We start from the raw sequence: 16,334 nt of genomic DNA on the forward strand, positions 1-16,334 counted from the left end.
CTCACCCGGTGGGCAGTGCAGCCCGCGCGTAGCAGGCGGTTAAAGTCTTTGCATCACAGGTCACACCGGCGGCAAGCCGGGCCGCCAACCGGGGTGCCGCGACGGGCGCCAGCCAGGGCGGTGGCGCGATCCGTGGCAGGTCGCCCACGAAAGCAGACACATCGCCATTGTCGAGCAGCGCCAGGGCATCGCCGGTCAGAAGCCGTGGACAGTCTTTCGGAATGTGGCGGAAAAGCTGCTCCAGTACGGTTTGGACTTCTCCAGTCAGAGCAGCGGTGAGGGGCCGGGGTTCGGCATCGGGCCCGGCGGAAAAAGCCTGCCCGTGGACTTCGCGCCGGTGGGAGACATTGAGCACCACTACCGTCGTTGGCTGCTGAAGCGGCAGGACGGCATCGGCGAGAACTTCCAGCGTAGTGGCCGTGGCAATGGGGCAGTCGAGCGGCTGCGCCAGTCCCTTGACGGCCGCCAGTCCGACGCGAATGCCGGTGAAGCTTCCCGGACCGATGAGTGCGCCGAGCGCCGTCAAATCCGTCGGGCGCACCCCCGTGCGTTCAAGCAGGTAGGCAATGTCAGCGACCACCTGGTGGGCGCTGGGTTGCAGGCTGCGGACGCCCCATTGCGCCTGGATTTCCTGCCCGCGCAGAAGAGCCAGGCTCATGCGCGGCGAAGCCGTATCCACGATGAGCCACCAGTTCGCGGGCGTCAGCACCACACCAGCAGCGGTCTCCACAGGTAGGGCATCCGGGGGCAGGGTGTCGGGCGTCATGCACCGGCCGCTTTGACGGCCGGCGACGGCCGCCAGCGCAGCACGGGCTGCCGCGCCGCAGCGGTTTCATCGAGCCGGCGCAGTCGCGCCAGATGGGGCGCGGTTTTGACGACTTCCGGGTTTTCCCTGCATTCCTGGGCAATGGCGCGCATGGATGCGATGAACAAATCGAGTTCGGCGCGGCTCTCGCTTTCGGTCGGCTCGACCATAATCGCGCCCGGCGCAACGAGGGGGAACGACATCGTCGGCGGATGAAAGCCGTAGTCAATGAGCCGCTTGGCGATGTCGCCGTTGCGTACGCCATACGCCTGCTGCCGTCGGTCATTGAAGACGACCTCGTGGAGGACAGGGCCATCAAACGGCACTTCGTAGTCGTCCTGGAGATGATGCTTGATGTAGTTGGCATTGAGGACGGCCGTTTCCGTGGCGGCCCGCAGTCCTTCCGCTCCCATGGCGCGGATGTAGGCCAAGGCGCGCACCATCATGCCGAAGTTGCCATAGTACGCCTTGACGCGCCCAATCGAGTGGGGGCGGTCGTTGTCAAACACCACGGTCTGGTCATCCACCCGGCGCAGGGTCGGACAGGGCAGGTATGGCTCCAGCTCACGGTTGACGGCGACGGGGCCGCATCCGGGGCCGCCGCCGCCGTGTGGCGTGGAAAAGGTCTTGTGCAGGTTCAGGTGCATGACATCCACGCCCATGTCGCCGGGGCGCGCAATGCCAACCAGGGCGTTCATGTTCGCGCCGTCCATATAGACAAAGCCGCCACGGGCGTGGATGAGTTCGCAGGCTTTGGCAATGTCTTCTTCAAACAGCCCCAGGGTGTTCGGGTTGGTGATCATCAGCCCGGCGACTTCATCGGTCATCGCTTTGTCGAGCGCCGCCAAATCAAGCAGGCCGTTCTTCCTGGAGATAAGTGTGATGACCTTGTAGCCGCACATCACGGCACTGGCCGGGTTGGTGCCGTGGGCGGCGTCGGGAATGAGGACGTACCGGCGGGCGTCGCCGCGCGCGGTCAGCGCTGCGCGAATCATCATCATGCCGGTGAGTTCGCCGTGCGCGCCGGCCGTGGGTTGCAGGGAAACCGCAGCCAGACCCGTGATTTCACAAAGGGCTTCTTCGAGCTGCTTCATCAGCAGAAGATTGCCGCGAACCGTCGCTTCCGGGGCGAGGGGATGCGACCGGGCAAAGCCGGGCAGTCGCGCCGCCCACTCGTTGATTTTCGGGTTGTACTTCATCGTACACGAGCCGAGCGGAAACATGCCGGTATCCGTGCCGTAGTTCCAGGTCGAAAGCCGCGTGTAGTGCCGGACGACTTCAGGCTCGGTCAGTTCAGGCAGCTCGGAGAGGTCATCCTGCCGCAGCAGGTGGGACGGAACCAGTGCAGAGGGCGCTACTTCGGGAACGTCGCTCGGCGGCAGGTGGTAGGCGCGGCTGCCGGGACGGGAGTTTTCAAAGATGAGGTTTTCGTTCTGGCTGATGTGCGGACGGGCTTTCTGGATGCGGGGTGTTGTGGGAAGCGCCATTGGAAGCAGAATGTTCGGGCGAACCTTTGAACTTTGAAATCGTCTGCGCGGCGGGGGCGGCACAGAGTGAGTATCCTAACCGAAAGCTTCCGGGCTTTTCCACCACGGACAGTCGCCGGGTTGGCGTCCGGTTGGGGCGAAGACCGGCGTTTCAGGGTGTGGGGACGCGGGGAAACAGGCGGAAAAACCCTTCGACATCCCACCGGTACTCGCCCGACCGCGCCGGCATCGGCGGCTCTTCCGGCCGTGGCACTGCCTGTTGGGCCAAACGGGCAAAGGTCTTGGCATCAAAACGGTACAGCAGGAGACCGGAGATCATGACCCCTTGGGCACCAGACAGTTCACGTCCCCAACTGGCATCCAGAGGGCGTAAAAACAGGAGCACAACGTTGTACTCTGACGTGGGGTAGCGGGAGACATCGGCGGCAATTGCCGCGAGGGACGGGGCGTAATAGACCCGTTTGCCTGCCAGTGCCAGCAGGTGAGGCGGATCGGTCGGGATTTCAAAATCCGGCGAAAACACAATGTCAGAAGGTGTGACAGCCTGCCGGACGGCATTGCCCAGCGGTTCGATGATGGGGGACGGCTCTGGAAAGAGCGCCCGGAAACCCAGGTGAACCGGAAGGATGTAGGCCAGTGCCGCCGTCAGCAGTATGGTTGAAACACCCATCCGCCGGCGCGCACAGGCTGACCACCGGGGCGCAAGGACGGTCAGGAGCGTGACCGGCAGCAGGACAAACGGCACGACGGCGATGACCAGCGAGAATTTGAGGGCGCTGAAGTCGTGAATGGCCGAGTGGTTGCGCAGGGCATAGACCTGCAAAAAGCACGGCACGGTGATGAGCGCCATGGTCCAGCCAGCCAACGCCACCCCGGACACCACACCGGGCAGCGGCGCCTGGTTGCGGGCAGCCTGCCGCCACCAGCCGCCCAGCAGCAGACAGCCGGCCAGCGCCACAAAAGCCAGCGCGGGGCCGGCAGCGCCAAACTGCGCCGGGATGTATTCCCCCCAGAAGATGGCGTTGAAACGCGCCGTAAAATCGGCGTTGACATCCGTTGCGCCAATGCGTTCGAGAAACCGCTCCTTCAGACGCGGCAGCATCCCCAGAAAGGCAAGCTGGACGAAAAACAGTCCCAGCGCCAGCAGCCCGCCCATACCAAACCAGAGACTGCGCCACCACCAGGCTTTGACATTTGACCACGGCAGAGGGATGTCGCCGGTGGCCAGCCGTTTCACATAGGCAACGCCCACGAGGCACACGAACAGCCAGTCACAGCGAGGCCCCATGCCATCGTCAACGCCTGCCACCAGTTGCTGCTGGTACGGGCAGAAGGGTAGGCGTCACGGATGGCTTCCAGCAGGATGAACAGGACGTAGGGCAGCAGTACGGCCTGGTCGGCGAAATAGACGTTCTGGTGCCAGTAGAGCGGGCCGGGCAGCAACAGCTCCAGCGTCGGCGGCACGGCGGCCAGCAGGGTGGCCGTCCCCCGGTCAAAGCCCAACCGGCGGAGGATGAGCAGGCTCAGGCTGCCAAGCGCCACGGCAATGAGGCCGTGGTTGATGAGATTCCAACTCATGAGGCTGCTGACCGTTGGCGCCCCCTCACTAACGAGGCTGTAGGCGTAGGCGGTCAGGACGAAACCCGGTGGGTACGACACATAAGGGTTGCGGCTCAGCAGGGTTGGGAACTCGACGGAGCGGGGTTCGTTGAGAAGGGCAAAGCGCAGTGTCCAGGGGCCTTCGGCATGCCAGGCGCGGGCAAACCGCAGCGTGTTGGCGGTAAGCCACTGGTGATGCTCAAAGCTCAGCTTTCCAAACCAGGGGCGACGCGCCTGTACCGTGCAGGCAAACAGGCCGACGGTGAAACCAAGCAGCACGAGGCAGGCGGCCAGCGATTTCGGGTGCAGGGTCAACCAGGACTTACGCGGCATGGCAGCATGGTGACACTGTACCCTCAGCCCGACAAGGCGGTGGCCGGCAGCGAGGGAGGGTTGGCCCCACCGCCCACCACCGACCGCAACCCGCTGACCGTCAGATGAACAACGGCGCCATCACCAGCGTGATCGTGGCCAGCAGCTTGATGAGCACGTGCAGGGAGGGTCCTGCCGTGTCCTTGAACGGATCGCCCACCGTGTCGCCCACCACGGCGGCTTTGTGGGCATCGCTCCGTTTGCCGCCGTGCGCGCCGGTTTCGATGTACTTCTTGGCGTTATCCCACGCGCCGCCGCCGTTGTTCAGGAACAACGCCATCAGGATGCCCACAATCGTCCCGATAAGCAGCAATCCGCCGACGACTTCTGCGCCGGTGGCGCTGTTCGCGGTCATCCCCTGGGACAAATACACCTGACGGAACACAATCCCCACGATGATCGGCGTCAGGACGACCAACGCACCCGGCAGCACCATCTGCTTGAGTGCGCCGCGCGTCACGATGTCCACGCAGTGACCGTAATCCGGCTTGCTCGTCCCTTTCATAATGCCCGGATTGCTCCTGAACTGCCGCCGCACTTCCGTGATGACATCCTGCGCTACGGCTCCAACGGCCTTGATCGCCAGCGAAGCAAACAGCATCACCAGCATGGCCCCCACCATCCCGCCGATGAAGACTTCCGGCTTGGCAAGGTCAATCCGCTCCAGCGTCGGGCCGTAGGTAAACGGCCAGTAGCTGCGGACTTCATCCATGTAGGCCGAAAACAGCAGGAAGGCCGCCAGGGCCGCCGAACCCACGGCGTACCCCTTCGTCAGCGCCTTCGTGGTGTTGCCGACGGCATCCAAGCGGTCTGTCTTTTCACGCACTTCATCCGGCTGTTCCGACATTTCAACAATCCCGCCGGCGTTGTCGGTGATGGGCCCAAAGGTATCCATGGCCAGGATGTAACCGGCCGTACCCAGCATACCCATCGTGGCAGCGGCCGTCCCGAACAGCCCGGCCTTGGCAAAGCCCGAATTCATGCCCAGGTAGTAGGAAGTCAGCACGGCAATCGCAATCACCACGACCGGAATCGCCGTGGACTCCAACCCGACGGCAATCCCCATGATGACGTTCGTCGCCGGCCCCGTCTGCGAGGCATCAGCAATGGACTTCACCGGACGGTAGCGATACTCCGTGTAGTACTGCGTGATGAACACAAAGGCCAGCGAGGTCAGAATGCCCACGACGCCACAGGCAAAGAAGCTCAGGTAGGCATTGGGTGCGGCAGTGCTGGCCAGCAACCACTTCGACGCCACGAAAAACCCGGCCGTCGCCAGCAGGCAGGTGACGTAAAAGCCCCGGTTGAGCGCCTTCATCGGGTCGGATTTCTCATCCGTACGCACAACCATCACCCCGACGATGGAAGCCAGCAGTCCAAACGCCCCCACCACCAGCGGGTAGAGCAACACGCCAAGCTGCTGCGACTTTTCAAAAGCCGTGATGTTGGTCATCAGCAGGGACGACGCCAGAATGAGCGCGCCGATGTTTTCTGCGGCCATGGATTCAAACAAATCTGCGCCACGACCGGCACAGTCGCCCACGTTGTCGCCCACCAGATCGGCGATGACCGCCGGATTGCGCGGGTCATCTTCGGGAATCCCGGCTTCGACCTTGCCCACCAGGTCCGCGCCCACATCCGCGGCCTTGGTGTAGATACCTCCGCCCAACTGCGCAAAAAGCGCCACAAAGGACGCCCCAAAGCCATAACCGGCAATCAGCAGCGGGATTTTGCTCATTTCCGTAATCTTGAGCAGGCTGACAATGGCAAAGAGACCGGCAACACCCAGCAGCGACAGCGCCACGACGAGCAGGCCGGCGACGGCGCCCCCGCGCAGGGCCGCCTGCAAAGCGCCGTTGAGCGAGGCCGTGGCCGCCGAGGCCGTACGGATGTTTGCCCGAATCGAAATCCACATGCCGATGTAGCCCGACGCTACCGAACATGCAGCCCCCAACAGGAAGGAAATCACCGTCACAAACGCCAGCGTGCGCGGGTCCTTCACCGGGTCATTCATGCCTGGTGTTCGGACAAAGGCGTACAGGATGAAAATCAGCGCCGCCAGCGCCACGGCCAGATAGGCAATCGTTGTGTTTTGACGCCGCAAAAAGGCTTCCGCCCCTTCCTTGATGGCGTCGGAAATCTTCCGCATCCCTTCCGTGCCGGTATCGAGCGCCAGCACGTTCCGGGCCAGAAAGGCGGCAAAACCCAGCGCGAGGATGATGAGTCCAAAAATGACGGCATACTCCATAAATTGACCAACCCCCAGAGCACGGCGCACCGCCCACCGGGCGCCGCACCAGTTTCGTTCACGAATCGAGAAGCAACGAACAAAACGTCAACTTTATAACGTTTTACAGACGCACTTCAACCGGATGCGGGACAAAGGAAACGCCGGTAAACGGGTTGGGAAGGCGCTCATTTCGCGGCCGGGTGATTGGCCAGCCGGGGGCTGAACCACATCGCCGCCACGAGGGTGAGCAGGTAGGGCAGGGCAAGAAAGAATTGATAGGGAATGGTGTCCAGTCCCAGCGCCTGCAGGCGGAACTGGAAGGCGCTGGCGGCGCCGAAGCCGAGCGCGGACAGACTGACGCCGACGGGATGGCGTCGCCCGACAATCACGATGGCCAGAGCAATGAACCCCCGGCCGGCGGTCATGCCTTCGACGAACGTGTTGGAAAGGCCCAGCGCCAGGTAGCCTCCGGCCAGCCCGCAGGTGAGTCCACTGAACAGCAGCGCGCTCCAGCGCAGCCGCGCCACGCTCAACCCCACGCTGGCCGCAGCGGCGGGATGTTCCCCGGCGGCGCGCAGGCCGAGTCCGTGGGCGGTGCGGAACAGCCAGTACCAGGCGGTGACGATCAGGACAAGCGCCAGCACAGGCACACTCCACAGCGGCAGGGTTGGCACTACGAAGGCAGCGTTGGAGTCGCCGACGAGTTCCCGCCGTGCCACGGCCGTTGCGCCGAGGGCGAAGATGTTGAGGGCGGTGCCGACAAGCAGGGCATCACAGCCCAGGTTGACGGACAGCAGGGCAAAGGCGGCCGTCAGCGCCAGTCCTCCGATGACAGCCGCTCCCAGTCCGAGCCACGGAGCAAGCCAGGTGTTGGCCGCAGTGGCGCACACGGCAACGCCGGTAAACGCTGCCACGAGCATGACGCCTTCGATGCCAATGTTGACGACACCCGCCCGTTCGGAGACGGCCTCGCCAAGCGCCGCCAGCAGCAGCGGCGTCGCCAGGGTCAGCGTTGTCAGCATCAGGCCGGTGAGGATGTCAGTCATGGCTTCTCAAAACATCGCCTCCCAACCCGGCGCACGACTTACCGGCTCTCGCCAATCCGCAGCCGGTCATGGTTTACCCAGTGATTCCAACCGTTTCAGCCAGGCATCGAAATGCGGGCAGGCAGCCCGAATGGCCGCAATGCCAATCCGGTGCAACAGCGTCGGGCCGTCTGAGGTTTCCTTGTAGTCGGCTATCAGAGCAGACAAGCGCGCCTTGGGATGCGTGGTTTGACCGTCGTTGATCAGTTCCGGCCCGCCAGCCCGCGACCGGATGGCATGCAGCCTGTTCGCCAGCTTGGCCTGCCCGAAATAGTCGGCAACGGTTTCAGGGTCGCTGAAGAGCCAGGCTTCGAATTCGTGCAGCGCCAGAAACGGAATAAACCTTTGATGGTTGATCGCTTGTGCAAAGCTGGCTTCCAACCGGGCAACTTTTTGCTGCGCCGAACCAGCCCCCTGTGCTGCCTGCTGTCCCGGAAAGCCCTTCGGCAGCCCGTAGTAATCAAGCATGGTCGTCACCCAGGCATCAGAATCTCCGAGCAGGCGCCGAAGGTCTCCCAGAATCTGTTGCCAACCCACCGCGCCGCCGCGAAATCCGCTTCCGGCAGGTAAACGTTTTGTCCACAAAACGACGGGATGGGCAACATGTACGCCGTATGACGCCAAGTGTGGCGTCAGCACCCGTTTGACAAAAATTTCTTCGCTTTGCCCTTCAACCAGCATCAGCAGCCGGGTCATGGACGCCCCCCCAGGACGTTCTTCTCCCACAACTCACCCAGGCTGTACGCTTCCAGCCAATCCCTGAGCCTGTCTTTGTTGAGTCGGTTGAAAGTCGTTTTCAGCCCGTCATGCTCGGCGACGATGACCTGCTCCGGCGCAAAGTGGTTGAGCAGGGTCACAGACTGCGTCGCCAGCAGCACTTGTGACCGCCTGGAAGCCACTTCCAGCATTTCGGCCAGCATCCGAATGGCAAAGGGATGCAGACCGAGTTCCGGCTCGTCGAGCAAAATCAGCGCTGGCGGCGAAGGCTGAAGCAGTAACGTCGCCAGACAGATGAAACGGAGCGTACCGTCCGAGAGGGCATAGGCGTCGAAGTACGCCGCCGAGCCTTTTTGACGCCACTCCAGCTTGATCTTCTTCTCGTTGAGCCGCGAGGGTGCCAGTGTGAAGCCTTCAAAAAACGGCGCGACGAGACGGATATACTCTTCGATCTGCTGGAAGTGACGCGGATGCTTTTCCTGCAACCAGTACAGGTACGCCGGCAGGTTGGCCGCATCAGGACGCAAAAACCGGTTGTCTTCCAGATCGGCCATCTGTTTTGCCGGTGAGCTGTCCGAGGTGTCGTGAAAGTGATAGACGACGAGGTTCCGTACCCTGGGGAAAACGAACTTGGGAATCTGGTTCTTGTAGGCGCCAGCCGCTTCTTCAAGCTGGCTTTCCTTGTGACCAACGGCTATTGGCTCGCCATACGTCCAGTAGCCACTGTATTCGACGCGCTCGTACTCAAAGATGAGCGTGTCCTGAACCGCCTTGAGTTTGAAGCCGTAAGCATTTTTATCGAAGGCAAAGTCCAGCGACAGCGCCGGCGTTGTCTTTCGGCCGTGGTGCAGAAAACGATCCGGCTCACCGGCGACATACAGTTGCAGGTTGCGTGAGAGCACCCGCTCCAGCAACCGGAAGACGCCAATCAGGTTGGATTTTCCTGAACCATTCGCGCCAATGAGGATGTCGAGGTCGGTGAAGGTCAGCTCGGCGTCGGCAATGGACTTGAAACCGGTAATCCTGAGTTGGCGCAAGGTACGCATCGCAAGCCCCCAGCCATTCCGTCATGGAAAGAAAAAAAGTGGCATCGAAAGGTTTTCCGATGCCACAAAGCCAGACTGGTAAAGCTCACCCACGAGCTATTCTAGTGCGGCACGTTACCGACATGTTGCCGACAGGTAAAAGTTTCCCAATCGCCCCGAACACGCCCCCTGAACGCGCTCCCTGAACATGCTACGGCTGCCGGTCACCGGGCTTGGGCGGCTCCGTACCTGAACGGGTTTCACTACCCGGACGGGTCTCGCTGCGGGAACGAGTTTCGCCAGCCGAACGGGTCTCACTGCCGGGACGCGGCCGCGGCTTGACTTCCATTGCCACCGGCCTGGCTTCGGAGGTTTTGGTTTCCGGCCCGGACTCGCCCTCTGCTGCCTTGGGCGTCGGCCTGGGCGACGTGGCCGCCGGCGCGGGAGCAGCCGCTGGCGCAGTCGCTGAGGCCGGCGATGCCGCGAAACCACTCATGCTCCGCGCCATGCCGGTCGCCACGGCTTCAAAGGCCAGAATGCCGCTCGTCAGACTGGCATTGATAAACTGCGCCGTCAGCGTTGGTAACTCAGCCACGCCCTTTTCCTGTACGGTCTCCAGTCCGTTGAGCACAGCAGCGTAGCCGTGGCGGGCATGGTTGAGGAAGTCTTCCGAAGCGGCAGCCACCATGCGAAACCACAGTTGCAGGCCTTCGCTGAAGGTCAGCTTCTCGAACTGGGCGGCAATATCGAGACGCTTGGCCGCCGGCAACGTTACCGTAATGTCCTTCTGCACTTGGGCGCAACAGGCCAACCGCCGTCCGGCCGCCAGGTCGCCGGGATCGAACCAGCGCCGCTCCTTGGCGTCCGGTTCGGACAAGGCCGCCGCCATGGACGCATCCACACGGATTTCACAGGTCTGACAAATGCCGTGGCCGCCACAGAAGTGAAGCAGCGGCTGCCCCGACTGCTGGGCGGCACTCAGTAAAGTCGTGCCGGGCGCCACTTCAACTTTCTGCCCGGACGGCTGAAACGTTACGGTTGGCATAAGGTCTTTCTCGCCAGAAGTTCAGGAATGTGCCGGGGACATACCGGGAAAGGCAGGGCTTTTCCTGGACTGCAAGCCTAACCCAGACGGCAGGCTGTTTGGAAGCCGTGAAATCAGTGAAACTTCCTGCTAGAACATCGCGCGCTGCGCCAACCGTGATGTCCGGTTGCGCCTGACATCACCACCCCCGGCGCCGCCCCTTGGAAACCGCATTTGCCACACGACGCCATGCCACACGACCTACCCAAAGCCTACGAACCCAAACACATCGAACAGAAGTGGTATCCGTTCTGGGAGCAGGGCGGGTATTTCCAACCCCAGGGAACGGGCCAGCCGTTCTGCATTGTCATCCCGCCGCCCAATGTTACCGGCTCGCTTCACATGGGGCACGCCCTTCAGCACGCCCTGATGGACGTGCTGACCCGCTGGCGACGCATGCAGGGCCGGTGCACGCTCTGGCTGCCAGGCACCGACCACGCCGGCATTGCCACACAGATGGTTGTGGAAAAACAGCTTGCCGCCGAAGGCATCAAACGGACCGACATGACCCGCGCCGAGTTTGAAGCCCGTGTCTGGGCCTGGAAAGCCGAGTCCGGCGGAACCATCCAGCGCCAGATGCGCCTGGAGGGCGTCAGTGTGGACTGGTCGCGGGAGCGGTTCACGCTCGATGAAGGTCTCAGCCAGGCCGTGCGTGAGGTCTTCGTGCGGCTGTACGAGGAAGGCCGCATCTACCGTGGCGCCTACATGGTCAACTGGTCGCCGAAACTTCAAACCGCTGTTTCTGATCTCGAAGTCGAAATGAAGGAGGTCAGGGGCAAGCTCTATCACTTTGCCTACCCGGTCATCGGACGGGATGAAACGGTCATCGTTGCCACGACCCGCCCGGAAACCATGCTGGGCGATACGGCTGTTGCCGTCCATCCGGCCGATGAACGCTACCGGCATCTCATCGGGCAGCGCGTCCGGCTGCCCATTGTGGAGCGTGACATCCCGATCATTGCCGATGAAGCCGTGGAAATCAGCTTTGGCACCGGAGCCGTCAAAGTCACCCCGGCCCACGACCCCAACGACTTCGAGCTGGGCAAGCGCCACGGGCTGGAATTCATCGTCGTCATCGGGAAAGACGGCACAATGACTGAAGCCGCCGGAGCTGGCTTCGCTGGTCTTGACCGCTTCAAGGCGCGCGAAAAGGTCATCCAGCAGCTTGCCGAACTCGGCGCGCTGGTCAAGGTCGAGGACTACACGCACAACGTCGGACACTGCCAGCGTTCCGGCGTTCCCATCGAGCCGCTCGTCTCCGAACAGTGGTTTCTCGATGTCAAGCCGCTGGCCGAAAAGGCCATTGTCGCCGTGCGCGAAGGACGCACGCGGTTTATCCCCAGTTCGTGGGAGAAGGTGTACTTCGACTGGATGGAAAACATCCGCCCGTGGTGCATCTCGCGCCAACTGTGGTGGGGGCATCGCATTCCGGCGTGGTATGCGCCGGACGGCCGCCTGGCCGTGGCGCGTTCGGAAGCGGAAGCGCGTCATCAGCTTGGTTTGCCCGATGACGCACCTATGACGCAGGACGAGGACGTTCTGGACACGTGGTTTTCTTCAGCCCTGTGGGCTTTTTCGACCTTCGGCTGGACGGGCGATCCGGCGCGTGACGCCGCCAACCCCGACCTGCAACGCTTCACCCCAACCGATGTGCTCGTCACCGGCTTTGACATCATCTTTTTCTGGGTGGCGCGCATGATGATGATGAGCCTGCACTTCACCGGCGACGTGCCCTTTCGCTGCGTCTTCGTCACCGGACTGGTCCGCGACGCCCAGGGGCAGAAAATGTCCAAGACCAAAGGCAATGTCGTGGACCCGCTCGAAGTCTTTGAGAAGTACGGCACTGACGCCGTACGGTTTTCGCTCGTCTCGGCCGTGACCGGCGCCAACGACATCAAGCTCCAGGAAAGCAAGATGGAGGCGGCGCGCAACTTCGCCAACAAAATCTGGAACGCCGCCCGCTTCACGCTCGGCAACCTGCGCGACCCGGCCGCGCCCCTGCCCCGCCCGGAAGACAAGCCCGGACTGGCCGACCGCTGGATGCAGTCGCGTCTGACGCGCGTCACGGCTGAAGTCACCGAGGCGCTGGAAAACTTCCGCTTCCATGACGCCACTCTGACGCTTTACAAGTTCTTCTGGAACGACTTTTGCGACTGGTACATCGAACTGGTCAAACCCGTCGTCTCGGCGGCTGAGGACACACCGGAGCGAACGGCTGCCCGCGCCCGTCTGGCCGCAACGCTGGAACATGCCCTGCGGCTGCTGCATCCGTTCATGCCCTTCATCACCGAGGAACTCTGGCAGCAGGTGAGCCGCTATGTCTGGGCGGACGGCGAGCGGCCGTCCAGCCTGTGCATTGCTCCCTATCCACAGGCCGCCGTTGCCGACCTTGACCTGGAAGCCGAACGGCAGATGGAAGCCGTCATCAACCTGATCAGCCGCGTCCGAAACATCCGTGCCGAAATGAACCTGCCACCGAGCGCCCAAGTCGAGGTGCACTTTGCCGCTGATGCTTCCCTGAGCCAACTGCTGCTTGCGCAAAAGCCAGCTATCCTGCGGCTGGCCCGCGCCACGGCCGTCGTCGCCCACGACGAACTGCCCGATCTGGGCTTCTGTGCGCGCAGCGTCACGCCGGAAGGCGTCCGGCTCGCACTGCCGCTGGCCGGACTCGTGGATGCCCAGGCCGAACGCGCGCGCCTCGAAAAGGAAATCGCCAAACACGAAAAGGCGCTGCATCAGCTTCTGGAAGTGGTCAACCGGCCCGGTTTTGCCGAACGCGCCGCCCCGGAAGTCGTGGCGGAAAAGCAGGAACAACGGCTGGCGCTCGAAAACCAGCTTGCGGCCCTGCGGGAAACCCTCGCCACCTTTGGCTGAAAAGACCGTCAGGAAACCTGCGGTGCAGCCGTTCCGGCCGGCGGCTGCGCCCGTCAGCAAGCAGACATTGCAGCCGCCGGGCAAGGTGATACTGTAACGCGCTTCAATGACCAGCCCCCACAGGCAATTTCCCAGAGAAGGCTTTTTCAGGATATGACGGCACCAGCACTGGCAACGGCAACGGGCGGACGCCCGCGCGTGATCATCTGTGGCGGCGGTCTCGCCGGACTTGCCGCCGCCAAAACCCTCGTGGACAACGGCTTTGAGATTGAACTTCTGGAGCAGCGCCCCATTCTCGGCGGCAAGGTTTCAGCGTGGAAGGATGCCGACGGCGACTGGATTGAAACCGGTCTGCACGTCTTTTTCGGGGCGTACGTCGAAATCTACGAACTGATGAAGGAACTCGGCATCTACAACCGCATCCTGTGGAAAGAACACAAACTGACCTACACGCTCGCCGGCGGTGAACGGTTCAGCTTCCGCACGACAAAACTTCCCTCGCCGCTGCATCTGCTGCCGGCCGTGTTCGAGAACCACTACTTTTCGCTGCCCGAAAAGCTGACACTGGGCAAGTCGCTGTTCCCGATGGTGTTTGGCAATGAGCAGTACATGGCCGAGCAGGACCGTTACACCTACCAGGAATGGCATCGGCGCTGGGGCATCAACGAGCGCATGCTCAAGAAGATGTTTCTGCCCATGACGCTGTCGCTGAAGTTCATGCCGCCCGAAGAAATTTCGGCCAAAGTCGTGCTGGACGTGGCCGGGACGTTCCTGCGCGAGCCGCACGCTTCCCGCATGGGTTTTCTGAAGGGTTCGCCCCAGGAACATCTCACGCAGCCGCTGGCCGATTACATCACGAACAAGGGCGGCCGGATTCGTACCAACTGCAACGTCAAAACGCTGCTCCTCAATGAGAAGCGCCAGATTGCCGGCGTTGAACTCATCACCGGCGAGCGCATTGTGGGCGACTACTACCTGACAGCCCTGCCGATTCACAAACTCCAACGGGTCATTCCGTCCGAACTCAAGGAAGACCCCTTCTTCGGCAACCTGGACCAGTTCGAGGGCGTTCCTGTTGTCACAGTGCAGATGTGGTTTGACCGCCAGATTTCCTTCATTGACAACATCCTTTTCTGCCCCGACGGCATCATCCCGGTCTATGCCGACTTTGGGAACACGACCCCGGATTACTTCCTCGACCAGAAGGCCGAAATGGCGCAGCGCCGCTCACGCATGGAGTTTGTCGTGGCACCGGCGCGCGACATCATCGGACAGAGCGATGAAGAAATCGTTGGGCGCGTTTGGGAAGATGTCAAATCCTGCTTTCCGAACACGGCGCCCAGGGCCAAAGTCACCAAGGCCGTGGTCGTGCGTATCCCGCAGTCGGTCTTTGCGACGAAACCCGGCATTGACCGCCTGCGCCCGACCCAGAAAACACCGGTGCCCAACTTCTTTCTGGCCGGCGGCTATACACAGCAACGCTTTTACGACAGTATGGAAGGTGCGGTATCCAGCGGTCGGCGTGCGGCGGCAGCCATTCTCGAAGCCCATCGGAGACAGGGAGCGCTGGCGCGCGGCTGAATCCCGCGTGGCTGAATCCTAAGACACACCCAGGATGTCTTCCTTGCATTCGCGGTTGAAAGCGTTTCCCTCCCTCACCTTCATCCTGTTCTGGCTGCTGGCGTCGGCCCTGCTGCTGACGCCCGGCCAGATGCGCGCGACAACCACCGTTGACCTGCTCGTGCGCGGCGGCACCGTGGTGACGATGGACGCCCAGCGGCGCATCATCCCCGATGGTTTTCTCGCCGTGCAGGGCAATCGCATCGTGGCGGTTGGCACGGCCGCCGAAGCCGGCCAGTACCGGGCCAGGACGGTCATCGAAGCCAGCGGCAAGGCCGTCCTGCCGGGCCTCATCAACGCGCACACGCACGTCCCGATGACACTGTTTCGCGGACTGGCCGACGATCTGGCGCTTCAGGAATGGCTGACGAAGTTCATCTTCCCGGCCGAAGCCAAAAACGTCACCCGCGAAATGGTCCGGGCCGGGACGCGCCTCGCCTGCCTGGAAATGATCCGCAGCGGCACGACCTGCTTTGTGGATATGTACTACTTCGAGGACGACATCGCCGATGTCACCGAAGCCGCCGGACTGCGCGCCATTCTGGGGCAGACCATCATTGACTTTCCCGTGCCGGACGCCCTGACGCCCCAAATCGGACTGGCACGAGCCGAGCAGTTTATCCAGAAGTACAAAACCGGTCATCCACTCATCACCCCGGCCGTGGCGCCCCACGCACCCTACACCTGCGCGCCGGAAACGCTCATCGCCTGCCGCAAGCTGGCTGACAAGCATGGCGTTCCACTGGTCATTCACCTTGCCGAAGCCGATACCGAAACCCAGACCATTCTGGAGCGATACGGCAGGCGTCCGATTCCGCACGTCGAACGGGTTGGCGTCCTGGGCGCGCGCACGATTGCCGCTCACGTCATCCAGACCCAGCCGGATGAATACGCCATTCTGAAAAAGTACAACGTGGGCATTGCCCACTGCCCGCAGAGCAACATGAAGCTGGCGGCCGGTGTGGCCGCCGTCCCGGAGATGCGCGCCGCCGGACTTGCCGTGGGGCTGGGAACGGACGGCGCAGCTTCCAACAACGACCTTGACCTGTTTGAGGAAATGGACACGGCGGCCAAGCTCCACAAGGTTGTGCGCCGCGACCCGACGACGATGCCGGCGGAAACCGTACTGGAAATGGCCACGATTGAAGGCGCCCGGGCCATTCACATGGCCGACCGGATTGGCTCGCTCGAAGCCGGCAAGCTGGCGGATTTCATCATCGTGGATGTGTCCAACCCGCGCCAGCTTCCCAACTACCAGCTTGCTTCGACGCTCGTCTATGCCACCAAAAGCAGCGACGTGGAAACCGTCGTCGTCAACGGCAAACTGCTGATGCGCGACCGGCGCATCCTGACGCTTGACGAAGCGGCCATTCGCCGGGAAACGGCCGCCTTCCGTGCGCGGATTCTCGAAAGCTTGCAGAAATGATCTTACGCCC

The 16,334-nt window shown here is 62.4% G+C and carries 12 protein-coding genes; 3 read left to right on the forward strand and 9 right to left on the reverse strand.

The window, feature by feature from the left end; translation table 11 throughout:
- Nucleotide 1: 1 nt before the first annotated feature.
- The 9 genes from tsaB to J8C01_RS10460 all read right to left on the reverse strand — a co-directional run bounded on the left by tsaB (nucleotide 2) and on the right by J8C01_RS10460 (nucleotide 10,365).
- Complete coding sequence (tsaB, locus tag J8C01_RS10420) at nucleotides 2-766, reverse strand: tRNA (adenosine(37)-N6)-threonylcarbamoyltransferase complex dimerization subunit type 1 TsaB (RefSeq protein ID WP_014100584.1); 765 nt, start codon at nucleotides 764-766, stop codon at nucleotides 2-4.
- Nucleotides 763-2,292, reverse strand: coding sequence for an aminomethyl-transferring glycine dehydrogenase subunit GcvPB (gcvPB, locus tag J8C01_RS10425; RefSeq protein WP_014100585.1), 1,530 nt, complete (start codon nucleotides 2,290-2,292; stop codon nucleotides 763-765). The genes tsaB and gcvPB overlap by 4 nt, the downstream gene beginning before the upstream one ends.
- A gap of 151 nt (nucleotides 2,293-2,443) precedes the next feature.
- On the reverse strand, nucleotides 2,444-3,580 hold the full coding sequence (locus J8C01_RS10430) for a hypothetical protein (RefSeq protein WP_211431873.1): 1,137 nt from the start codon (nucleotides 3,578-3,580) through the stop codon (nucleotides 2,444-2,446).
- Nucleotides 3,526-4,224 carry a hypothetical protein gene (locus J8C01_RS10435; RefSeq protein ID WP_211431874.1) on the reverse strand — a complete coding sequence of 233 codons (699 nt, stop codon included), beginning with the start codon at nucleotides 4,222-4,224 and terminating at the stop codon, nucleotides 3,526-3,528. The genes J8C01_RS10430 and J8C01_RS10435 overlap by 55 nt, the downstream gene beginning before the upstream one ends.
- A 100-nt stretch (nucleotides 4,225-4,324) precedes the next feature.
- Entirely contained in the window at nucleotides 4,325-6,511 is a 2,187-nt protein-coding gene (locus tag J8C01_RS10440) for a sodium-translocating pyrophosphatase (protein ID WP_211431875.1), read from the reverse strand.
- Nucleotides 6,512-6,678: 167 nt separating this feature from the next.
- Nucleotides 6,679-7,539: an ABC transporter permease gene (locus tag J8C01_RS10445; RefSeq protein ID WP_211431876.1), complete on the reverse strand. Its 861-nt coding sequence runs from the start codon at nucleotides 7,537-7,539 to the stop codon at nucleotides 6,679-6,681.
- Between the two features lie 66 nt (nucleotides 7,540-7,605).
- Nucleotides 7,606-8,274: a DUF4276 family protein gene (locus tag J8C01_RS10450; RefSeq protein ID WP_211431877.1), complete on the reverse strand. Its 669-nt coding sequence runs from the start codon at nucleotides 8,272-8,274 to the stop codon at nucleotides 7,606-7,608.
- Entirely contained in the window at nucleotides 8,271-9,341 is a 1,071-nt protein-coding gene (locus J8C01_RS10455) for an AAA family ATPase (protein ID WP_211431878.1), read from the reverse strand. Before J8C01_RS10455 ends, J8C01_RS10450 begins: the two co-directional genes overlap by 4 nt.
- A gap of 190 nt (nucleotides 9,342-9,531) precedes the next feature.
- Nucleotides 9,532-10,365, reverse strand: a complete 834-nt coding sequence (locus tag J8C01_RS10460) for a 2Fe-2S iron-sulfur cluster-binding protein (protein ID WP_211431879.1) — start codon at nucleotides 10,363-10,365, stop codon at nucleotides 9,532-9,534.
- Nucleotides 10,366-10,593: 228 nt separating this feature from the next.
- Between J8C01_RS10460 and J8C01_RS10465 the strand changes: the two genes are divergently transcribed.
- The 3 genes from J8C01_RS10465 (at nucleotide 10,594) to J8C01_RS10475 (ending at nucleotide 16,324) form a co-directional block, all read left to right on the forward strand.
- Nucleotides 10,594-13,278: a valine--tRNA ligase gene (locus tag J8C01_RS10465; RefSeq protein WP_211431880.1), complete on the forward strand. Its 2,685-nt coding sequence runs from the start codon at nucleotides 10,594-10,596 to the stop codon at nucleotides 13,276-13,278.
- Between the two features lie 153 nt (nucleotides 13,279-13,431).
- Entirely contained in the window at nucleotides 13,432-14,859 is a 1,428-nt protein-coding gene (locus J8C01_RS10470; protein ID WP_014100595.1) for an FAD-dependent oxidoreductase, read from the forward strand.
- Between the two features lie 34 nt (nucleotides 14,860-14,893).
- Nucleotides 14,894-16,324, forward strand: coding sequence for an amidohydrolase (locus J8C01_RS10475; RefSeq protein ID WP_249355446.1), 1,431 nt, complete (start codon nucleotides 14,894-14,896; stop codon nucleotides 16,322-16,324).
- The last annotated feature ends 10 nt before the right edge of the window (nucleotides 16,325-16,334 follow it).

Source organism: Chloracidobacterium sp. D, from assembly GCF_018304685.1.
Lineage (GTDB): Bacteria > Acidobacteriota > Blastocatellia > Chloracidobacteriales > Chloracidobacteriaceae > Chloracidobacterium > Chloracidobacterium thermophilum.

What these genes read in the sequence shown, in the direction of transcription:
- tsaB (WP_014100584.1), bottom strand. Translation starts at nt 766, where the DNA reads ATGACGCCCGACACCCTGCCCCCGGATGCCCTACCTGTGGAGACCGCT.
- gcvPB (WP_014100585.1), bottom strand. Translation starts at nt 2,292, where the DNA reads ATGGCGCTTCCCACAACACCCCGCATCCAGAAAGCCCGTCCGCACATC.
- J8C01_RS10430 (WP_211431873.1), bottom strand. Translation starts at nt 3,580, where the DNA reads ATGGGGCCTCGCTGTGACTGGCTGTTCGTGTGCCTCGTGGGCGTTGCC.
- J8C01_RS10435 (WP_211431874.1), bottom strand. Translation starts at nt 4,224, where the DNA reads ATGCCGCGTAAGTCCTGGTTGACCCTGCACCCGAAATCGCTGGCCGCC.
- J8C01_RS10440 (WP_211431875.1), bottom strand. Translation starts at nt 6,511, where the DNA reads ATGGAGTATGCCGTCATTTTTGGACTCATCATCCTCGCGCTGGGTTTT.
- J8C01_RS10445 (WP_211431876.1), bottom strand. Translation starts at nt 7,539, where the DNA reads ATGACTGACATCCTCACCGGCCTGATGCTGACAACGCTGACCCTGGCG.
- J8C01_RS10450 (WP_211431877.1), bottom strand. Translation starts at nt 8,274, where the DNA reads ATGACCCGGCTGCTGATGCTGGTTGAAGGGCAAAGCGAAGAAATTTTT.
- J8C01_RS10455 (WP_211431878.1), bottom strand. Translation starts at nt 9,341, where the DNA reads ATGCGTACCTTGCGCCAACTCAGGATTACCGGTTTCAAGTCCATTGCC.
- J8C01_RS10460 (WP_211431879.1), bottom strand. Translation starts at nt 10,365, where the DNA reads ATGCCAACCGTAACGTTTCAGCCGTCCGGGCAGAAAGTTGAAGTGGCG.
- J8C01_RS10465 (WP_211431880.1), top strand. Translation starts at nt 10,594, where the DNA reads ATGCCACACGACCTACCCAAAGCCTACGAACCCAAACACATCGAACAG.
- J8C01_RS10470 (WP_014100595.1), top strand. Translation starts at nt 13,432, where the DNA reads ATGACGGCACCAGCACTGGCAACGGCAACGGGCGGACGCCCGCGCGTG.
- J8C01_RS10475 (WP_249355446.1), top strand. Translation starts at nt 14,894, where the DNA reads ATGTCTTCCTTGCATTCGCGGTTGAAAGCGTTTCCCTCCCTCACCTTC.